The 19762-nt window shown below is 55.4% G+C and carries 16 protein-coding genes; 12 read left to right on the forward strand and 4 right to left on the reverse strand.

What is annotated here, in order from left to right:
• Window positions 1-26 precede the first annotated feature (26 nt).
• Entirely contained in the window at window positions 27-1214 is a 1188-nt protein-coding gene (locus AB8B76_RS04815; RefSeq protein WP_405270799.1) for a glycine C-acetyltransferase, read from the forward strand.
• 71 nt (window positions 1215-1285) lie between these two features.
• On the opposite strand, the gene AB8B76_RS04820 is transcribed toward AB8B76_RS04815, so the two are convergent.
• Genes AB8B76_RS04820 through AB8B76_RS04830 form a run of 3 tightly spaced genes read right to left on the reverse strand, consistent with a single transcriptional unit; the run spans window position 1286 to window position 4724 of the window.
• Window positions 1286-2164 carry a phytanoyl-CoA dioxygenase family protein gene (locus tag AB8B76_RS04820; RefSeq protein ID WP_405270800.1) on the reverse strand — a complete coding sequence of 293 codons (879 nt, stop codon included), beginning with the start codon at window positions 2162-2164 and terminating at the stop codon, window positions 1286-1288.
• Between the two features lie 45 nt (window positions 2165-2209).
• Window positions 2210-3994 (reverse strand): amidohydrolase, encoded by a 1785-nt coding sequence (locus tag AB8B76_RS04825; protein WP_405270802.1) that lies wholly within the window; start codon window positions 3992-3994, stop codon window positions 2210-2212.
• Between the two features lie 43 nt (window positions 3995-4037).
• Complete coding sequence (locus AB8B76_RS04830; protein ID WP_405270803.1) at window positions 4038-4724, reverse strand: glutathione S-transferase family protein; 687 nt, start codon at window positions 4722-4724, stop codon at window positions 4038-4040.
• Between the two features lie 171 nt (window positions 4725-4895).
• Here AB8B76_RS04830 and AB8B76_RS04835 point away from each other — a divergent pair, with 171 nt between their 5' ends.
• The 5 genes from AB8B76_RS04835 to AB8B76_RS04855 all read left to right on the forward strand — a co-directional run bounded on the left by AB8B76_RS04835 (window position 4896) and on the right by AB8B76_RS04855 (window position 10835).
• Window positions 4896-5369, forward strand: a complete 474-nt coding sequence (locus tag AB8B76_RS04835; RefSeq protein ID WP_405270805.1) for a hypothetical protein — start codon at window positions 4896-4898, stop codon at window positions 5367-5369.
• Complete coding sequence (locus AB8B76_RS04840) at window positions 5369-7144, forward strand: DUF1800 family protein (RefSeq protein WP_405270807.1); 1776 nt, start codon at window positions 5369-5371, stop codon at window positions 7142-7144. The genes AB8B76_RS04835 and AB8B76_RS04840 overlap by 1 nt, the downstream gene beginning before the upstream one ends.
• Window positions 7145-7198: 54 nt before the next feature.
• On the forward strand, window positions 7199-8599 hold the full coding sequence (locus AB8B76_RS04845) for a DUF1501 domain-containing protein (RefSeq protein ID WP_405270809.1): 1401 nt from the start codon (window positions 7199-7201) through the stop codon (window positions 8597-8599).
• Between the two features lie 84 nt (window positions 8600-8683).
• Complete coding sequence (locus AB8B76_RS04850; protein ID WP_405270811.1) at window positions 8684-9160, forward strand: ion channel; 477 nt, start codon at window positions 8684-8686, stop codon at window positions 9158-9160.
• Between the two features lie 64 nt (window positions 9161-9224).
• The gene (locus AB8B76_RS04855) at window positions 9225-10835 is read left to right on the forward strand and encodes an AMP-binding protein (protein WP_405270813.1); all 1611 of its coding nucleotides are present in this window, start codon (window positions 9225-9227) and stop codon (window positions 10833-10835) included.
• An 18-nt stretch (window positions 10836-10853) separates the two neighbouring features.
• Here the strand turns inward: AB8B76_RS04855 and AB8B76_RS04860 are convergent, their stop codons facing one another.
• Complete coding sequence (locus tag AB8B76_RS04860) at window positions 10854-11723, reverse strand: crotonase/enoyl-CoA hydratase family protein (RefSeq protein ID WP_405270815.1); 870 nt, start codon at window positions 11721-11723, stop codon at window positions 10854-10856.
• Window positions 11724-11861: 138 nt separating this feature from the next.
• Here AB8B76_RS04860 and AB8B76_RS04865 point away from each other — a divergent pair, with 138 nt between their 5' ends.
• The 6 genes from AB8B76_RS04865 to AB8B76_RS04890 all read left to right on the forward strand — a co-directional run bounded on the left by AB8B76_RS04865 (window position 11862) and on the right by AB8B76_RS04890 (window position 19636).
• Window positions 11862-12488: a glutathione S-transferase family protein gene (locus AB8B76_RS04865; protein WP_405270817.1), complete on the forward strand. Its 627-nt coding sequence runs from the start codon at window positions 11862-11864 to the stop codon at window positions 12486-12488.
• Between the two features lie 12 nt (window positions 12489-12500).
• Window positions 12501-13523 carry a hypothetical protein gene (locus AB8B76_RS04870; RefSeq protein WP_405270819.1) on the forward strand — a complete coding sequence of 341 codons (1023 nt, stop codon included), beginning with the start codon at window positions 12501-12503 and terminating at the stop codon, window positions 13521-13523.
• A 51-nt stretch (window positions 13524-13574) separates the two neighbouring features.
• On the forward strand, window positions 13575-14591 hold the full coding sequence (locus tag AB8B76_RS04875; RefSeq protein ID WP_405270821.1) for an NADP-dependent oxidoreductase: 1017 nt from the start codon (window positions 13575-13577) through the stop codon (window positions 14589-14591).
• Window positions 14592-14741: 150 nt separating this feature from the next.
• Window positions 14742-15878: an efflux RND transporter periplasmic adaptor subunit gene (locus tag AB8B76_RS04880; protein WP_405270823.1), complete on the forward strand. Its 1137-nt coding sequence runs from the start codon at window positions 14742-14744 to the stop codon at window positions 15876-15878.
• A 6-nt stretch (window positions 15879-15884) separates the two neighbouring features.
• Entirely contained in the window at window positions 15885-19001 is a 3117-nt protein-coding gene (locus AB8B76_RS04885) for an efflux RND transporter permease subunit (RefSeq protein ID WP_405270825.1), read from the forward strand.
• Window positions 19002-19117: 116 nt separating this feature from the next.
• Window positions 19118-19636: a RidA family protein gene (locus tag AB8B76_RS04890; RefSeq protein ID WP_405270827.1), complete on the forward strand. Its 519-nt coding sequence runs from the start codon at window positions 19118-19120 to the stop codon at window positions 19634-19636.
• Window positions 19637-19762: the final 126 nt, after the last annotated feature.

Raw genomic sequence — 19762 nt, forward strand, 5'->3', positions numbered from 1 at the left:
CAGAAAAACAGCCAGGGAAGTAGTCTATGTACGGCAACTTTAAAGAGCACCTATGCAGGGAATTACAAGAGATTCGCGACGCAGGTCTCTATAAGGAAGAAATCGAGTTTACCAGTGCTCAGGGTGCCCATGTCGCTATAGAAGGCAGGGAGAATGTACTTAATCTCTGTGCCAACAATTACCTCGGATTGGCGGAACATCCTGAAGTGAAAGCCGCCGCGGCGAAGGGTCTCGAGGACTGGGGCTACGGTATGGCCTCCGTGCGCTTTATCTGCGGCACCCAAAGCGTGCACAAAGATTTGGAAGAGGCCCTCGCAAAATTTCTCGGACTTGAAGATTGCATTCTCTATCCGTCCGGCTTCGACGCCAACGGCGGTCTATTCGAAACTCTTTTAGGCCCCGAGGACGCCGTCATCTCTGACGCCCTCAATCATGCGAGCATCATTGACGGCGTGCGTCTATGTAAAGCGCAACGTTATCGCTATGCCAATAACGACATGGTGGAGCTGGAGGCGCAGCTTCAAGCGGCCGACGCCGCGGGTGCCCGCTTCAAACTCATCACCACCGACGGTGTGTTCTCCATGGATGGGAGTATTGCTCGCTTGGATCGTATCTGTGATCTTGCTGAACAGTACGAAGCACTTGTGCACTTTGACGACTGTCATGCCACGGGATTCCTTGGCGCGCATGGACGAGGCACTCACGAATACCACCAGTGCATGGATCGCGTGGACATCATTACAGGAACCCTCGGAAAAGCTTTGGGCGGAGCGAGCGGTGGTTTTACTGCAGCTCGCACAGAGGTTGTCCAACTGCTCCGCCAACGCTCGCGGCCGTACCTGTTTTCCAACACGGTTGCACCGCCGGTAGTCGCTGGCGCCCTTCGCGCTCTGGAACTCGTGGATACTCAGCCTGAACTACGTAGGGCACTCAAAGAGAACTCTGCATATTTCAGACGAGCACTGGAAGCCGAGAGTTTTGAGTTACTCCCGGGCGATCACCCCATCATTCCGGTCATGCTTCACGATGCGAACAAGGCCGCAAAGATGGCGGAATATATCCGCGCTCAAGGGGTTCACGTTGTCGCGTTTTCCTTTCCCGTGGTACCCAAAGGTCAAGCGCGAATTCGAACGCAAATGTCCGCAGCGCTCACACAAGAAGATCTGGATCGAGCTATAGCAGCCTTTGTCTCAGCCCGAGACATCGTCGCTTAATCGTGGCTTAGTCGTGGCTTAGTCGTGGCTTAGGTCCACCTACACGGCTCATAGGTTAGCTGGCGGCGCAGCTAGAACAAGGCCGGGTAATCTCGCCAGTAGTGACACAGATCGCGCTGCTGCCAGTCTCGATACACATAATCCCAATCAAGCCGGGGAATCCGCCAACCGTGATGAGGCTCCAGGTTGGTAGAAAAGACCGGCGCGCCGTAGTCGCAAAATCGCGTATCGATACTCAAACGAACGCGTTTAGCATCAACGTTGGGCTGGGCTCTGTGTACCGTTTGAGAATGAAAAAGAATCACATCCCCCGCAGTGACATCCGAGACGTGCCACAACGTTTCCTTGGGATAAATTTCGCACTGAACCCCTCCAACGCCCTGCGCTTCAAACACCTTCCGAACGCCATGCACATGCGAACCGGGTAAAATCGTCAGACGCCCCATGTCCGTATCTGCGTCATGAAGCGCAACCCAGATGCCCGCCATGCTAGGGCCGGCGTGATGAGAAAAGGCGTCCTGGTGTGGCGGCGTCTCAAAGCCCAGCTTTCGCGGCGCGGCGATGCGCGCCATCTTCATCGGATAAACGAAAGTTTCTTCCCCTGCTACCAAAGCCATAAGCTGCTGCACCTCAGCGCTATGGAACAGTCTGTGAAGCGACTCCAGTGCCTGTATCTCCGGGTACAGCGAATCCCATAGAGGGTCGCTTTCAAAAAACGGCTCTCCTGCAAGCACTGGCGTACCGACACTGTCATCCCAATGAATGTGGGGAGCCAGTACCGATAACATGTCACTAAGGACCGGTGCCACGGACGCACGTAAAGCAGCCGGCAAGTACAAGTATCCGTCTCGGGAAAACCGTTCCTGGAGGACTGCAATTCCCTCCTCAGTAGAGGAGCGGGTAAACGGCTCATAAACCGCTTCTTCGAAGCTTGTAGCAGCTAGCGCCATAGCTGAACGCCACTCACAAAAAATTGCCCGCTTAGCTGCAAATCCTTACTCACCTCTCTGATAAACCACCTGCCCTTCTTTGTATGTTGTTAAGACCTTCAGGTCCGCGAGACGGCTCGTATCAACAGCTAGCGGGTTTTCAGACAAGACCACCAGGTCCGCTAGCTTCCCAACTTCGAGACTACCTTTGCTGCCCTCTTCAAAGTGCTGCCAGGCAGGCCAAATAGTGAGCGCACGCAAGCCGGTCATCACATCGACGCGATGCTGGGGACCCAGCACTTCGCCGCTACGCGTGGTGCGAGTGACTGTAGCGGAGAGCACGCGCATCGAATCCGGGTTAGCCACCGGAGCATCGTGATGAGACCCAAACATCATCCCGCGCTCTAGCACCCAGCCCGTGGGAGAAATGTTCTGCGCGCGCTCGGGACCTAGCACCGAATCTCGATGCCAGTCTCCCCAGTAAAAGGTATGCATGGGAAAAAGCGACGGGAAAATGCCCAGCTCATCCAGGCCGGCTACCTGCTCTTTTCGCAACACCTGCCCATGAATCAGTACGGGCCGAATCTCGGCATCCGGATACTTCTCTCGCGCCATACGGACGGCAGTGAGTAAGGTATCTGTCGCCGCGTCACCATTAGAGTGTACAAGGATCTGCCACCCGTTTTCGAAGGCGCGCATGACATTACTATTGACCGTATTCACGTCGATGGCCGGATAACCAACATAGTCTTCTTCCTGACCCTCTGGTGGAACATGATAGGCGTGACTTAACCATGCCGTCTTCCCCTGTGGCGAGCCATCGATAGTGAGCTTTACACCGCCCACTCGGTAACGATTTTCATAAGACCGAGATGTAGATACGTCTTCCAGCATCAGCATGTCCGGGTAGGACACAAGATCGATCTTTAGCTCCCCCCTCTCTGCAACACGTTGTAGCGACGCCATCCCCTCAGGGTTAGCTCGTCCCTCCTGCGCAGTGGTATAGCCATAGCTAGCCATGGTGGCAGCGCCGGCAAGCGACATTCTGTCCTGAAGATCCTCACTACTTGCCGCCAGAGCAGAAAAAATCAAACGGAAAAACGCATACTCTTCGGCGACGCCGTTAGGCTGCTTGCCGTCACTCTCTCGACGGAACGCTCCTCCGTCAGGGTCCGGCGTATCAGGCCCAACACCCGCTAATTTGAGACCGAGGCTGTTAGCGACCCCCAAATGTCCCGATTGGTGGATCAGAAGAATCGGGACTTCGCTGGAGACTGCATCCATCTCCTGTCGCGTGGGGTGGCGTTGCTCTGCTAGCTGTGAGTCGTCGTAGCCAAAGCCAATCACCCAACCCAGCTCACGTTCTAAAGCGGGCTCTGACTTCATGTAATCGCGGAGAATACGCTGGATATCGGCAACGCTCGCACCACCCCCATCCGGTGGCGGCAAGATGTTACCGCTCATCGCCTGGAGCCCGATAAAATTTGCATGGCTGTGAGAGTCCACAAAACCTGGAAGCAAAGGCGCACCATCAAGGTCAATACGCTGAGTTTTTCCGTCGGCAAGCGCGAGCACGGTTGCGCTGTCACCCACTGCGACAATCCGCCCATCCTCTACTGCCAAAGCCTCCACAACGCTGCCACCCGCATCCATGGTGATGACCGGGCCACCGAAGAAAACCTTGTCCGGCGCTGCAACGCCAGCTAGCGATGTGACTGCGCACAAAGCGCCACAAAGAGTGCTGCGGATGCCGTTACGCGTGTTGTTGCGAGCGGTGTTGCGAGAGGTGTGGCCAGCGGTGTTGCGCAAGGTGCCACAAAGAGTGGCTTTCTTAGCTTTGCTTAGCTGCATCTATGATCTCCAAATCAACGCATATTTATTATCTATTGAACAATTACTGCGGTGACGCTCCGTCACCAACTTCTTCATGGTGGATAACCCACGACTCCTCTTCGGCAAGGGCGATCCAAGCCTGTAAATCAGCGTCTGCAAGCCAATGGGCGAGATATTGCTTGGCATTTTCGGGAAGCTCAAGCTCGTAGGCTCTAAAACGCAGGGCCACCGGCGCAAACATGGCGTCCACAATACTAAAGTCGCCAAGGAGCCAGGTACCACTCCCACTTTTTGCTTTGGCCTGCCGCCAAAGCTCACAGAGTCTATCAATGTCGCTGCGAACATCCGCTGAGACAAGGACGCTTCGCTGCCTCGCCCGACAGTTCATTGGCAGCGCATGGCGCAAGGCGCCAAAGCCGCTGTGCATCTCGGCCGCCATGGCGCGTCCAAACGCACGCAAGCCCTCGTCCGTCGGCCACATCTTTGCATCGGCGTAGCGTTCGTTGACAGTCTCCGCTATCGCTAAAGAATCCCACACCCACTCATCGTCGATCCAAAGTACCGGGACGCGTCTCGTCGGTGAATACTGCGCGATACGATCCTCAAATTCAGGTGTATCCATGGGCAAGACCACCACATCTGGATCCAAACCAGCCTTGCGCATGCACAACCATGCTCGCAACGACCAGGAAGAGTAATTTCGGTTGCCGCAGACTAGTGTCAGGGCTCTGGAAGTGTCTGTTGTCATGCCACACCTAAAAAAACTCAAACTTGTCGCGACAGCTTAGCGCATGTTGTGCGTAGAGGATGTCAATAACAACTATCTAGCATCTAGGAAACTCATGCCACAACCCACTATCATGTTGAGTCACAGAACCCTTCCTTCCGCCAACTACAGGTTTGCAGGCAGCTTCCTACCTTGCTTCGTTACCTCACAGTGTTTTTCTTTGCCATCTGGCTCGCGGGCTGCGCGAGCACGCCAGATGATATGCGTCCGCCAGGTAAAGAACACTGCGAGTCTTTCTTCATCTACGTTTTGTGCATCTCAGACCTCGATATCGATGGAAAAGTGGACTACATGTACTTTGACGACACACGGGAGATCTTCATGTACGCAGACACCATGCTAGATCAACTAAATGCCGTGCTCCCCCTGCATGCCTGCGCCGTCCCCATGAGTGAAACCACCCGGGAGCTCAGCTCCCAGCTTCTGTACAGCAACGACATCGGGTTGTCTGCACGATTGGCGGTCAAAGCAAAGCTCGCCGTCAGCTATCGCGCAGCCCAACCCGCCATTGACGCCTGTATGGCGTCACTGAATCCGGGCTCGCAGACGCAGGAAGAGGAACGCCCCTTTGACGACGAAGATGACTGGCTAGAGGGACCGCAGTAATGAGCCCCGTGAAGGGCTTGCTCAGAAGAAGCTGCTTGGCCATGCTTCTTCTGGGCATTTCGGCCTGTGGCGGCGGTTCTGGCGGCGGCAGTGCCGCAACTCCTGACGCAACGCCAGTCGCGGCTCCGCCCTCCCCGCCCACCACTGATTCGAGCGACACGCCTGAAAGCGAAGTCCCACCCACGCAGGACTTCCCGCCCGAGTTGCGGGGCATCATGGGAGCATCTCGACTCGCTTCCCGCGCCACTTTTGGTGCGGACTTCAAAACTATTGAACGCATAGAGACCGTAGGCCAGGAAGAGTGGATCGAGGAACAGTTTGAACTCCCCTTAACTTCTCACGATGCTGAAGTGGAAATTCTGCTGGCACGAGAAGCCGCAGGCGAATTTGACGCGCTCAGGCAAAGCCAGGACAACGACAATCTGGCAGCGGTCTATGGCCGCATGGCCTGGTGGCACACAACCATCACCGCTGAAGACCAGTTACGCCAACGGGTCGCCTACTCTCTTAGTCAGATATTCGTTATCTCTGATGAGGTCAACGCCCTGCTTCTAAGCCCCTTTGGCACAAGCAACTATTACGACATGCTGCTCAGCCACGCCTTTGGCAATGTTCGAGATTTGCTAAGGGACGTCACTCTGCATCCCGCAATGGGTCTTTACCTCAGCCACGTCAACAACGCCCGTAGCGATCCGGAAAGTGGCACTTTTCCTGACGAGAACTACGCGAGAGAAGCCATGCAGCTTTTTTCCATCGGCCTCTTTGAATTGAACGCGGACGGCAGTGAGCAATTGGGTTCTGACGGACAGCCCGTCCCGACCTACGATAACAACGACATACGGGAATTCGCAAAAATCTTTACTGGTCTTTCCTGGGGCGGGGAAAACAATCGCTTCGGTTCCGATCGTTACAACTTCACCGAGCCTATGCGTATGTTTGACGCTTTTCACGAACCCGGCGAAAAAGTACTTTTAAGAGGCCTTACAGTACCAGCGGGTCAGGACGGGCTGACGGATATAGAGGCTGCCATCGACAACCTCTTTATGCACCCCAACATCGCGCCGTTTCTTGGGAAGCAACTCATACAGAGACTCGTTACGAGTAACCCCTCGCCAGACTACGTCGCCAGGGTGAGCGCAGCTTTTGACAACAACGGCAGTGGAGAGCGAGGCGATATGCGCGCCATTCTTCGGGCTATTCTCTTTGACCCCGAGGCCTTGGCGGAGCCGGACCCTGAGAGTTCCTTTGGCAAGCTGCGAGAACCCCTGCTACGTTACACAGCGATGCTCCGACAACTTGGAGTTTCTTCACCCGACGGCTTCTATGCGAATCTCGGTTTCTTTGTGCAGCAACTCATTCAACAGCATCCACTTTCTGCGCCAAGTGTTTTTAACTTTTACTCGCCCAGACATCAGCCCATTGGAGAGCTGGCCGAGCAAGGCCTTGTCTCACCGGAGCTACAAATCACCAATAGCAATAGCATTGTTGAAGTATCTAACCTCATGCGCTACGCCGTGGTTGCGGATCTGGTAAACGACCTCAGCGATCCTCCATTCTTGAAGGCGGGACTCACCCTAGGTGATTTTTTGCCACTGGCGGACGACGTAGATGCCCTGATAACGCGGCTGGATACGGTCTTCACTTACGGCACTTTGAGTGCGGATACCCGAAACGCTGTCCGCGAACTGATAGAGCTCCTGGAAGAACCCGAACTCAGGATTCGTATTGCCGCTTATCTTGTACTGATTTCTCCTGACTATGCTGTGGAAAGCTAATGCACTCGAGAGCTAATCCGGTGGATATCTATTGATGAACGGAGAGTATTCGTAATGCGCCCCAACAATCGCACAATGCTGAATCGTCGAGGTTTTCTTAAGCACAGTTGCTCTCTCGGCGTAGCGACCGCAACCCTCGGCTCCAGCCTATTGCAATTGGGTCTGGCGCGGCAGGCGAGCGCTCAGAGCACGGGGGATTACAAAGCGCTTGTGTGTATTCTTCTTGCGGGAGGAAACGACTCCTACAACATGCTCGTGCCCAGAGACACGGATCTCTATAACAGCTATGCAGATATCCGTAGCGACTTAGCCCTCCCGCGTGAGTCTCTCCTCGATTTGCCCGGAACTGACGGCGAAGGACGAAGCTTTGGACTCCATCCGGGCATGCCGGGTGTGCAGTCTCTTTTTGCAAATGGGCAGGCAGCAACGATTGCCAACGTAGGAACACTACTCGCACCCATGGACAGCGCGGCTTTGGCGTCTGGGAGCACGGCATTGCCGTTAGGACTCTACTCACACTCGGATCAAATACAACAGTGGCAGACGGCGGTATCTGACGAACGTATCGCCCAAGGCTGGGGCGGACGCATAGCTGACATTTTGGAGGGTGGTAACCCCGCCAATGGAATCTCAATGAACCTGTCCCTGGCGGGCAATAACGTTTTTCAAAGCGGTAACTTAAGCACTCCTTACGCCATATCCTCGACTGGGGATGGCGCTCCAGCACTCGACGGCTATAACGACTCGGACGAGGGAGGCCAGTTCACCCGCGCTGCCATCGACAGCCTCTTAGCCGCCACGCAGGAGAAAATCTTTCGCCGGGAATACAGTAAACGACTGGCATCGTCCATCGAGTCTCAGGTGACGTTCGTCGAGGCGCTGGCGTTAGCAGGCGAGCCACCAACAAGTTTTTCGAACACGCCCTTCTCCGCGGCACTCCGACAAGTAGCTCGCGTAATCGCTGCGAGAGACTCTCTGGGTGCGAGTCGTCAAACCTTTTTTATCACCGTGGGCGGTTGGGACCACCACGATGATGTCATCGACAATCAAGCGATGATGCTCCCCAGCATTGATATGGGGCTTCTAGAGTTTCAAACCGCGATGAATGCTATGGGAATGGCCGAGCAAGTGACCACATTTACAAGCTCCGACTTTGGACGCACGCTAACCTCAAATGGCAAAGGTTCGGATCACGGCTGGGGAGGTCATCACCTCGTTATGGGAGGCGCCGTTAAAGGAGGACAATTCTACGGCAGCTATCCCGAAATTTACGCTGGCAACCCGCTGGATGTTGGGCGGGGCATTTATGCGCCCACCACATCGGTAGATGAATACTTCGCCGAACTCGCACTGTGGTTTGGTGTTAGTGGTAGTGATCTTGGCGTTGTACTGCCAAACGCGGATCGATTCTTCAGCGTCGATGGAGGAAGCGGGCCTCTGGGGTTCCTCAGCTAGACTTGGCCCTGCTGTAAAAGTAGGGCTGGGCAAGCGCCTCGCGTTTTCCTATGCTGGTGCACGTCTTTTTTGTGAGTCCCTTCAATGTTCACCAACTTAGTTCTCGGTGTGGCCACCATGGCGGTGTGTTTGGCGCTACAGATAGCCCTCTTGACTCGTGCCCTCCTCTACTACGCACATCGGCAGTCATCCCTCGATCACGCCACTTTCTTCGGGACCATGTCAATTTTGTCTGGCGTCATGTTCTTACTCATGTTCGGCAATTTAGGGCAGGTCGCAATTTGGGCAATCTTGTTTCAGTTCCTTGGAGAATTCTCCGAGTACCGCACCGCGTTCTACCACTCAGCGGTAAATTTCTCGACCCTGGGTTATGGCGATATTGTAATGAGCGATGAACGAAAGCTTTTGGGCCCAATTCAGGCCATTAACGGCGTTCTGATGGTTGGAATGTCTACCGCCGCATTCATGACCACTTTACGCGATGCCATAAAACAAAACCGCCATGGCTGGGCAGCAAAACACGCGCCGAAGATTCAAGAACTAGTTGATGAGGACCACTAAGAGACTGGTCGGATCACCAGCTTTACAACTCGGAAATTTGAATAATCGATAAGGAGCTAAAGCAATGCTAAGCGAATCCTACTCTATTGGAGCCGACTCCCCCGCTGTTCGGGACCTCACTATTGGCGACGCATTGCGCGAGGCAGCAGCCGAATGCCCACAGCAGATAGCCCTGGTCGCTGGCACCCCCGAATCCGAGACTCGCAGAGAATGGACTTACAGCAGTTTGTTACAGGAGTCAGAGCGTACCGCCCGAGCCCTACTGGAAGTCTTCGAACAGGGTGATCGCGTAGCAGTTTGGGCGCCTAACATTCCCGAATGGATCATGATGGAGTACGGCTGCGCACTGGCCGGCCTGGTTCTTGTAACAGTAAACCCGTCCTATCAAAGTGAAGAGCTCGCCTATGTGCTGCGCCAGTCCCGGGCCGCAGGCATCTTTCTATTACCCGAATTCCGGGGCAACCCTATGCTCCAGCACCTGAACGCCGCACGAGCCAGTTGTCCGGAGCTCAAAAAAGTTGTGCTGTTCACCGAGTGGCAGGAATTCCTGAATACGGCGGGTGAGAAAGACCTTCCCGCTGTTGCCCCCGAAGATGCCTGCATGATCCAGTACACCTCGGGTACGACGGGCTTCCCCAAGGGGGCCCTCCTTCATCATCGAGGATTAGTGAACAACGGCTCTCACACGCTGAGTATCATGGGAGCGCAACACGGCAAGACCTACATGGGCATCATGCCACTCTTCCATACTGCCGGCTGCGTTCTCGCCGTGCTGGGTGCCTTGTCCAAGCGCTCTTCGTTAGTGTTGGTCGAGGCATTCGAACCAGGTTTGGTTCTGGAGCTCATGGAGGAGTATCGCGCGGCAGCGATGCTCGGTGTTCCCACGATGCTCATAGCGATGATTGAACATCCAAGCTTCTCTGAACGCGATTTATCTGCGGTGAAGGCGCTGTGCTCCGGTGGCTCCACGGTTCCAGCAGACCTTGTAAAAAGACTCGAGGAAGCCGTGGGCGCACCCTTTACGATCGTCTTTGGACAAACGGAGTGCTCACCAGTCGCATGCATGACGCGTGCGGACGACAGTATTGAAGACAAGGCCTACACCCTTGGGCAGGCCATGCCTGGAGTAGAAGTGAAAATCATAGATACCGAAACCGGGGCCACCCAACCCGTAGGGGTTTTGGGAGAGTTCTGCACGCGTGGATACCACGTCATGCATGAGTACTTTGAAAACCCCGAAGCGACGGCCAAAACTATCGATGCAGACGGCTGGCTTCACACGGGGGATCTTTGTTCCATGGACGAACGCGGATATTGCAAGATCGAGGGCCGGCTCAAGGACATGATCATTCGCGGCGGGGAGAACATCTACCCGAGAGAAATCGAAGAGTTGCTCTTCCAGCATCCGAGCGTGGGAGAGGTCGCAGTGGTAGGCCTACCAAGCGAGCGTCTGGGCGAAGAAATTGGAGTATTTCTCCGCCCTGCACCCAATGAGAGTCTGTCCAGAGACACACTCTTTGCCTACCTGAGAGAGCATCTGTCGCCGCAGAAGACGCCAAGACACTGGTTTGAAGTGGAAGCCTATCCACTTACCGGGTCGGGAAAAATCCAGAAGTTTGAGTTACGTAAAAGCTGGGAAAACGGTGAACACAGCGAGATGCCCACGGAAACCTGATTCCACGGGCAAGGCCGGCTATTCCCTTGGCCGGGCAGGCCCAAGATTTTTGCTGGCTCCCTCAGCAATGTTGTCCCCAGAGTCACGTTCAGCCACTGCCTGTTTAAAACCCACATCCACGGCACGTTCACGAAACCACAGACCCTCGGGCGAATGACGGGCAATGCCGTCGAAGAAGTTGGCGAAACGTTGAGTGTTTGCCAGCCCCATCGCCTCGTAGGCCTGGTTAACAACCATTTTGCTCATCATCAGCTGATTTCTGGGAACACCCTTGATGCGATCGCAGAGCGCATGCACAGCCGCATCCAATTCATTTTCAGGTACCGACGCCTGAATCAACCCCATCTCAGCCGCTTCTGCACCGGAGATTAGATCACCGGTAAACAGCATGCGTTTGGCGTTCTCGATACCCAAGCGATACACCCACATCATCGTTGTAGGGATCCCCCAAACTCGTGCCGGGGGGTAGCCGATGCGCGCGTCATCGGCCATCACAATCATGTCACAGCACAGAGCAATATCACTCCCACCTGCCGCCGCCGCGCCATGAATTTTGCAAATCGTAGGCTTAGTGGCTCGCCACAGAGACATGAAGTCCTCCGTATTACGAGACATCATGGCGTAGTCCAACGTGGGGTCCCAGGGCATTTCCTGATTACCGTGCATCTCTCCCGGCGTCTGCGCGTACTCCACCAAATCATAGCCGCCACAAAACCCCTTACCCGCACCCTGAAGTACAATCACATGAACGTCGGCATCGTCATCCGCGCGCTCTACCGCTGTTCTCAAATCTGCTGGCAGGCTCGCATTAATAGCGTTTAGACGCTCTGGGCGATTGAGCGTTAAGGTGGCCACACGATCGTGAGTTTCATACAGAACAGTCGACATAAGAGTGTTTCACTTTTGCAATTCAGTAGGTCAGACACGATGATACCGCCCTGCACATTTGTCCGCAGGCCTTGCGGCCCAAACACCCAATCAGCGCGTACAATATGATGCTTGCGCACACACCGGAGAAGATAAGCAATGGTCACAATCCATCATCTCAATAACTCACGCTCTCAACGCGTACTATGGCTCTTGGAAGAGTTGGGTGTGGACTACGAAGTCCGTAATTACCAGCGTGATGCAGAGACAAATCTTGCACCTCCCGAGCTCCTTGAGATACACCCCCTGGGTAAGTCACCGGTGCTTACCGATGAGGTCAATACAGTCATCGAGTCCGGCGCCATCATCGACTACATCGTCCGGCACTACGGCAAGGGCCAGCTCGCCCCTGAGCCCGGCACACCTGCCTACGAGAATTACCTGCAGTGGATGCATTATGCAGAAGGGAGCGCGATGCTGCCTTTGATGCTGAAGATGTACACGGGGCGCCTACCCGACGGCGGAGAGCTCTTGCAGCCACGCATAAACAGTGAATTGGACAACCATCTCGGATTCATGGATCGCGCGCTTGCAGATCAGGATTGGTTTGTCGCAGATACATTTAGCGCAGCAGACATACAGCTTTCGTTTGTTCCGCAGGTAGGCAAGCTACTTTACGGACTTGAGAGTTTTCCGCGCCTCGACGGCTTTTTGGATCGCATACACGCTCGTCCCGCTTACAAACGCGCACTCGAACGAGGCGGTCCCTACGCCTTTGGAAGCTGATCTGAGAGCTCCGTGACAGCCCTAAGTGAGAAGCTGGCCGCCCGATCCCTAGCCCCGGAGCTCCCTATACTCCGGCTGCAGAGATGGAGTCGTTTGCCACCCACTGCCTTTGGCTTGCTCTGTGGACTCCTGATCGTCTGCGGGATGATGTCTCCTCTTCTGGGAATGAAGTTTAGTAACGCTCTATTTAATGACATTTTGGGCTCGGCGCTTTTTTTTGGCACCAGCCTGGGCATCATCGCCGGGTTCTCAAGACCCGTATTTCAAGGGGCGGCCCAAGACCTAAAAGACCTTTGCGGGGTTATCCCGTGGTCATCTGACGACATTCAGGCCGCCAGTTTGGCCCTTGCCCGCTTTACAGGGAAAGACGTCGGGGTCGCGGTAGTAGTCGGCTGCGTTGCAGGTATAGGGCACTCTTACGTTCTTGAGATTCAAAGCTCTTCCTGGGAGTTTGCGGTACCTCAATTTATCGCCATAGTCTTGTTGTGGCTCGCCATGTTCGTCACAGTCCCGCCGCTGATCATGAATGCCCGACTGTTCTCTGCTTTGGGACAGATTACTAGCCCGGATTTACTCCGCCCATCACGGCACGCCGCTTTCGGGGCCGCTGCACTCCGCCCTGCATTGCTGATGACGAGCCTTTTGTGTGCCTACGCGCTGCTCTTTCTCGGTGGAGAAAACCCGTTGGACGGTCCTGTGCTGATCGGTGTCCTGGGGGGGCTCATACCTCTGGTCGGCATCATCGCGCTGCCTCTTCGTGGTATTCGCAGGAGGATTCGCGAACAAAGGACCACGACTTTAGCGTCTCTCGATGCCCGCCTCGATGCGATCACGGAGGGCGACATCGCTGCAGCAGATGCAAACACACTTTTTCAACTCGATGCCGTGCTGGATATGCGAGAGCGTGTGGCACGGGCGCCCGCCTGGCCCTTCGATGTGGATGCGCTCAAACGCATTCTGCTTTTCACTGTCCTTCCACCTCTTACCTGGGCGGCAGCCGCCATCGTAGAGATCATGATCGACAGTTTCATTTAAAAAGTACGCTATTAACAACAAGTCAATGAACATACATTCAAGGAACAGCTTATGACGAACAATCAGACCTGGGTTCTACGAGCACGCCCCGTAGGCGATATTAAAGACAACGATCTTGAACTCGTAGAAAGCCCGCTGGGAGAACTGGCAGACGGGCATGTTCGAGTAAAAACGATTTACCTCTCTCTGGATCCTACGAACCGTATTTGGATGAGTGATGCCGATGCTTACCTACCTCCTGTAGAAATTGGTGAGGGCATGCGCGGTGGGAGTATTGGCGTTGTTGTAGAAAGCCGCTTCGAGCAGGTGGCAGAAGGCGCCATCGTCAATACTGGGCTGGCAGAGTGGGCGCGCTACAACGACGTCCCGGGCGCAATGGCGAATGTTTTACCGGCAATTCCCGGGCTACCCTTAACTGCCTTTATGGGCCCGCTGGGTGCAACGGGTATGACCGCGTACTTCGGTCTAACCGATATCGGCAAGCCCAAAGCCGGAGACACGCTAGTGGTTTCCGCCGCCGCAGGCGCCGTAGGATCCATGGTCGGTCAAATTGGCAAGATTCATGGTTGTCGCGTTGTTGGTATCGCGGGCTCCGATGAGAAATGTCAGTGGCTTACGGAAAAAGCAGGCTTTGATGCTGCCATCAACTACAAGACACAAGACGTGGGTGCAGCGCTAGATACTCACTGCCCTGATGGCATTGATATCAACTTCGAGAATGTGGGTGGGGAGATCATGGACGCGGTGATAGCGCGTCTCAACGACTTTTCTCGTATGCCTCTGTGCGGTTTGATCTCGGGCTATAACGATACCGATGCAACACCCGGGCCTTACAACTTCGGTAACTTGCTCATGCGACGGACACTCGTAAAAGGCTTCATCATTCTAGACTACCTTGATCGTTTTCCTGAGGGCATGCAGGCAATGGCCGGCTGGCTTATGGAAGGCAGGATTAACTTTGAGACAGACATCGTCGAAGGACTTGAAAATGCGCCCGCTTCTCTCGAGCGCCTGTTCACGGGCAAGAATCTAGGAAAGCTGGTGGTTCGTGTTTCCGACGAGCCTTAGGAGCAATCAGCAGAGCCTTAGTGACACTTAAGGTTTTCTCGTCTAGGGGGACGGCATCCCCGACGGATGAAGGGTAATCCCCCTAGGCTTAATAGGCGTATTATTGTTACTACGGCATTCGACTGCCGTGCCTATTAGCGGAGAAGAGTAATGTTGTCCCCCAAGCGCAGCCTGTGCCCCGCCCTGCGGGCGCTCATGTACGTGCCACTAACAGCGTCGCTGCTTATGCAACTAGTTGCATGTGGCGACAGCGGCGACAACAGCCCTCAACAAGAAAGCCGCGGAAGAGCCGCCGTACCGGTGGTAGTGGAAACTGTCCAACTGAAACCGCGGCAAACGCGCGTAGAGGCGGTGGGAACCGCAAGGGCTCACCGCTCGGTATCATTATTTCCAGAGGTCGCTGGCGAGGTCGTTGAGGTCAACTTTCAGCCGGGTGACCGTGTCACCAAAGGCGACATCCTGATCGCCTTGGATTCCCGCGACGAAAAACTCGCATTAGAACTTGCTGAGCTGCGCTTCGCAGATGCCAAACGCATGCTTGACCGCTACACACAGGCCAATAGCAGTGTGGGTCGAACAGTCCCAGAAACCACCATCGACACGGCTCGCACTACCCTCGATAGTTCGCGCATTGAACGCGACCGTGCGAGCATCGCGCTCCAGCGACGATTCATCACAGCTCCCTTTGACGGCTTCGTGGGTATCACGGACGTCGATGCCGGAGATCGTATAGATGCCACCACAGAAATCACCACGATCGATGATCGCAGTGTGTTACTCGTAAGATTTGATGTACCAGAAGCCTTTGTAGGACGACTGCAAACCGGCGACCCCGTACGCATCGAGGTATGGAGCGCAGAGCGAACCGAGGCGCGAGGAACTGTGGTCGATCTGGGCTCCCGCGTAGACCCACTCTCTCGTGCCTTCACTGCGCGTGCTGAGGTACCCAACACAGACGATCTGCTGCGGCCGGGCATGAGCTTCAGAGTCGAGCTAAACCTTACTGGCAAAGCTTTCCCAGCGGTTCCGGAAGTAGCTCTTCAATGGGGCGCTGAAGGCGCATATATCTGGATTGTAGAAAACGATACGGCGCGACGTGTACCTGCCACCCTGGTCCAAAGACAAGAAGGCAGAGTGCTGGTTGACGCCAGAGTACCAGAGGGCGCCTTGGTGGTCGGCGAGGGAGTTCAGTCCATGCGAAACGGAATTGCCGTTCGCACCATGGATGCCGAGGCTCTTGCGAGAGATGCCCGAGGTGTATTGATGCCCGCTGCCAACGAAGGCTAGCGCATCATGAGCAACTCTGAATTCAGCAATAGCGGTAACGATCTCCCAGCACTGGGCGTTCGACGCCCATGGTTAGTGACGGTGATGAACATGCTCATCGCTATCGCTGGTCTGGCTGCTCTTCTCGCCATTGAGGTTCGGGAACTCCCGGACGTTGACCGACCAATCATTAACGTTCGGGCTCAACTTCCCGGCGGCTCGCCTGAAACCATGGATGCAGAAGTAACACGTATTCTGGAAGGTGCTGTGGCTAGGGTGTCGGGCGTGACCGACATACGCTCATCCAGCGAGGAAAACAGCACCCGTATCCGCGCCGAATTTGGGCCCGGATACGACCTCGACCGCGCAGCCACCGACGTTCGAGAGGCAATCAGTCAAACCGTCCGGGACCTTCCCGATGACGTTGAACAACTAGCAGTTTACAAAGCGGACGAAGATGCCGAAGAGGTTGTACGAGTTGCTGTGCGTACGACGCGCTACAGTGAAGAAGCCTTAACAAGGATCGTAGAACAGGACATTGTGCCCGCGTTTCTAGCGCTCCCCGGTGTCGCCGACGTACCGCTGTTTGGCAGTCGACAAAGAACACTGCGCGTCATCATAGATCCTCTTCGCCTAGCGAGTTATGGACTTACAGTAAGCGATGTCGCAGCGGTGTTGCGCGACGCGCCCCTGGATGTCCCTGCGGGCAGCTTTCGTGGAGGTGACCAGCAGCTGCTGGTTCGAGCAGACGCCTCCGTGGTCACCGAAGCACAAGTCTCCGATACGATCATCACGGGCACGGTGCGTATTGGTGACGTTGCAGACGTCGCCTTCTCCCCCGCCGATGCTGAATCCATCGTGCGCCTGAATGGTCAGCGCGTAGTAGGCATCGGCGTAGTGCGCCAAGCAGGCTCCAACACCATTGAAATCGCCGCCGGCGCTGACCGGGCTATCGCTCAACTCAACGCCCGCTTTGATGATCTAACCCTTGAAAAGATTTCTGACAATGCGATCTTTATTCGCGGAGCTGTCCAAGAAGTTTTACTAAGTTTGCTCCTCGCCGTGCTGGTTGTTGTTGCGACCATCAGAGTTTTTTCCGGCTCCTGGCGGTTAACCCTCGTCCCTGCGATCGCCATACCCGTGTCCTTGTTGGGCACAGCCGCAGCGATTTGGATGCTCGGCTTTTCTATCAATATTCTCACTCTACTCGCTTTGGTACTTGCAACTGGACTCATTGTAGATGACGCGATTGTTGTGCTCGAGAACATCCAGCGCCGTCGCCAACAGGGTTTAGGCGCCAATGCATCCGCCGTACTCGGCACAAGGCAGGTCTTTTTTGCGGTCATTGCAACCACTATCGTCCTTGTGGCGGTCTTCGTACCCATCGCATTTTTGCCCGGCACGGCCGGTCGTTTGTTTCGCGAGTTCGGCCTTGTACTCGCGGTCGCTGTTGCAATCTCATCCTTTGTCGCGCTCTCATTAGTACCGGCTGCAATGGCCCGCCTGGGGAACTCCACTGAGGGTAGCTTCGACCGGCAAATGCGGCGCATCGGTGGCAGCCTGCAAGTTTTTTACAGCCGCAGCCTCCACGCGGTTCTTGCACACCCATGGCCTGTTCTTGCACTTTGTCTACTAGGCGCTGGAGGCGCGGGAGCGCTATACCTCCAACTCGATCAGGAGTTACTCCCAAGCGAAGATCGGGGCGAAATCAATATCTTCGCTCGAGGACCCGACGGCGTGGGCTTGCCCTACATGAGCCGACAAGCTGATCGTATGGAAGACGTGTTACTTCCCCTCGTCGAAAGCGGTGAAATCACATCGCTGTATACCGTGGTCGGCCGTTATGATCCCAACCTCGTTTTCATCAGCGCTCCCCTCGCCCACTGGAATGAACGCACCCGAAGCCAGCAGGAAATAGCCGCGGAGATAGCGCCTATATTACGAAATCTCCCCGGCGCTGGACCGCGGGTTTACAGCAGTAACAGTCTCAATCTCCGCGGCGCATCCGGCGGAGGACTCAAGATTGTTCTCACGGGTAACGAATACAGCCGTATCTATAGAGCCGCACGTGATTACGCTGACGCAATTCGTGATCGTCTCACCAGCGTGAGTGGCCCTCGGGTTGGCTATCAACCCACACAGCCTCAACTGTCGGTGCGCATTGATCGTCGACGACTAGCGGACCTTGGCATTGCGCTTCCGGAACTGGCGGAAACCCTCCGAGCGATGATTGATGGCCTTGACGTCATCGATCTAAACATCGACGACCAGGCGGTACCCATCATGCTTGAAGGCGGTGCGCGTGCGGTAGATGACCCCGGAGATTTGACCAACCTTTACGTTCGTGCTGGCAGCGGAGCGCTGGTAGCCCTCTCCAGCGTCGTAGAAATTGTTGAAGAAGGCGTCGCGAGCGAGCTGGAGCGTCAATCGCAGCGCAGGGCCATCGAGGTCGATGTGGACGTCGCTCAGGGTGTGGCCATGCAAACCGCCGTGGATGAGTTGAGAGCGCTTGCCCTCGAAGTTATACCCGAGGACATTGAAGTGCTGACGAGGGGCGAGGCAGCCACCTTAGAAGAATCCAGCCGAGAAACGCTGATGACCTACGGATTTGCCCTGCTCATCGTTTTCCTCGTCCTGGTGGCACAGTTCGAAAGCCTTACCAGCGCCATCGTGATCATGGCGGTTGTGCCCTTCGGCTTAGCGGCCGCAATTCTCGCCTTGTTCCTCACGGGAACAAGTTTGAACATTTACTCACAAGTCGGACTAGTGATGCTAATTGGTCTGATCGCCAAGAATGGGATCTTGCTGGTAGAGTTTGCCGATCAACTGAGAGATGAGGGACGGAACGTCCGGGAAGCCGTAGCTGAGGCCGCGGCGGTGAGATTGCGCCCTATCGCCATGACACTGGTATCAACGGTGTTGGGAGCCCTTCCGCTCATACTTTCCAGTGGCCCTGGCGCAGAGGCGCGCGCCGCAGTGGGTTGGGTCGTCTTTGGTGGTTTGGGACTCACAGCACTCTTTACCCTGTACCTCACTCCCATACTGTATCTTGGTGTTGCGCGCTTCGCCCGTCCCCGATCTCACGCAGCAGAGGCGCTGGATCTTGAGATGCGCGAAGCAACAAAATTGGGCCACGAATCCTAAGGGAGTACCCTTTGCTAATACGACAAGGTAACAACACAGCACAGCACCAGACCAGAGAGCCTGAGGTCAAGCAATTACTCCGTCGATGTATAAGACTGCTAATAGCTTGTTGCATCGTGACAGGTTTCCAAACGCACGCCGCCGAGAACCGTGCTGACAGCCCCTCTCCCGAGGAGAGACTCTTGGAGCTCGGTATCACGCTCCCCCCAGCACCGAGCCCCGTAGCGAATTACGTCAATGGTGTGCGGACGGGCAATCTCATCTTCCTCGCAGGCAAAGGCCCCAAGCGCGCAGACGGCAGCGAAGTATCCGGCAAACTCGGCAAGGATCTGAGCATCGAAGAAGGCTATGAAGCGGCCAGGCTCACCGCCATAAACCAAATGGCCGTGTTAAAGGTCATGCTCGGAGATCTTAACCGCGTCACTCGAGTGGTGAAGGTATTGGGCATGGTGAATTCTGACCCAGACTTCATCGAGCAACCCGCGGTAATCAACGGATTCTCCGACCTGATCGTGGAAGTTTTTGGCGAGCGCGGTCGGCACGCCCGAGCAGCCGTTGGTATGACCTCGCTCCCTCGGGGGCAGGCTGTGGAGATTGAAATGATTGTCGAGGTCGATGGCGAAACAACTCCATAGGTCAGGGTATCTGTCCGAGTGACGCTAGTCACTCGTATCCGGCAAGCTGCTCCGATCCGCTAGCCTCTTAAGGCTGGCAAGCCGCTCCGATCCGCTAAACCCTCGAACCCGGCAAGCTGCTCCGAT

The sequence above is a fragment of the Congregibacter sp. genome (assembly GCF_045107095.1).
Taxonomy (GTDB): domain Bacteria; phylum Pseudomonadota; class Gammaproteobacteria; order Pseudomonadales; family Halieaceae; genus Congregibacter.

Coding starts and splice junctions, on each gene's coding strand:
- AB8B76_RS04815 (WP_405270799.1), top strand. CDS start 27: ATGTACGGCAACTTTAAAGAGCACCTATGCAGGGAATTACAAGAGATT.
- AB8B76_RS04820 (WP_405270800.1), bottom strand. CDS start 2,164: ATGGCGCTAGCTGCTACAAGCTTCGAAGAAGCGGTTTATGAGCCGTTT.
- AB8B76_RS04825 (WP_405270802.1), bottom strand. CDS start 3,994: ATGCAGCTAAGCAAAGCTAAGAAAGCCACTCTTTGTGGCACCTTGCGC.
- AB8B76_RS04830 (WP_405270803.1), bottom strand. CDS start 4,724: ATGACAACAGACACTTCCAGAGCCCTGACACTAGTCTGCGGCAACCGA.
- AB8B76_RS04840 (WP_405270807.1), top strand. CDS start 5,369: ATGAGCCCCGTGAAGGGCTTGCTCAGAAGAAGCTGCTTGGCCATGCTT.
- AB8B76_RS04845 (WP_405270809.1), top strand. CDS start 7,199: ATGCGCCCCAACAATCGCACAATGCTGAATCGTCGAGGTTTTCTTAAG.
- AB8B76_RS04850 (WP_405270811.1), top strand. CDS start 8,684: ATGTTCACCAACTTAGTTCTCGGTGTGGCCACCATGGCGGTGTGTTTG.
- AB8B76_RS04855 (WP_405270813.1), top strand. CDS start 9,225: ATGCTAAGCGAATCCTACTCTATTGGAGCCGACTCCCCCGCTGTTCGG.
- AB8B76_RS04860 (WP_405270815.1), bottom strand. CDS start 11,723: ATGTCGACTGTTCTGTATGAAACTCACGATCGTGTGGCCACCTTAACG.
- AB8B76_RS04865 (WP_405270817.1), top strand. CDS start 11,862: ATGGTCACAATCCATCATCTCAATAACTCACGCTCTCAACGCGTACTA.
- AB8B76_RS04875 (WP_405270821.1), top strand. CDS start 13,575: ATGACGAACAATCAGACCTGGGTTCTACGAGCACGCCCCGTAGGCGAT.
- AB8B76_RS04880 (WP_405270823.1), top strand. CDS start 14,742: ATGTTGTCCCCCAAGCGCAGCCTGTGCCCCGCCCTGCGGGCGCTCATG.
- AB8B76_RS04885 (WP_405270825.1), top strand. CDS start 15,885: ATGAGCAACTCTGAATTCAGCAATAGCGGTAACGATCTCCCAGCACTG.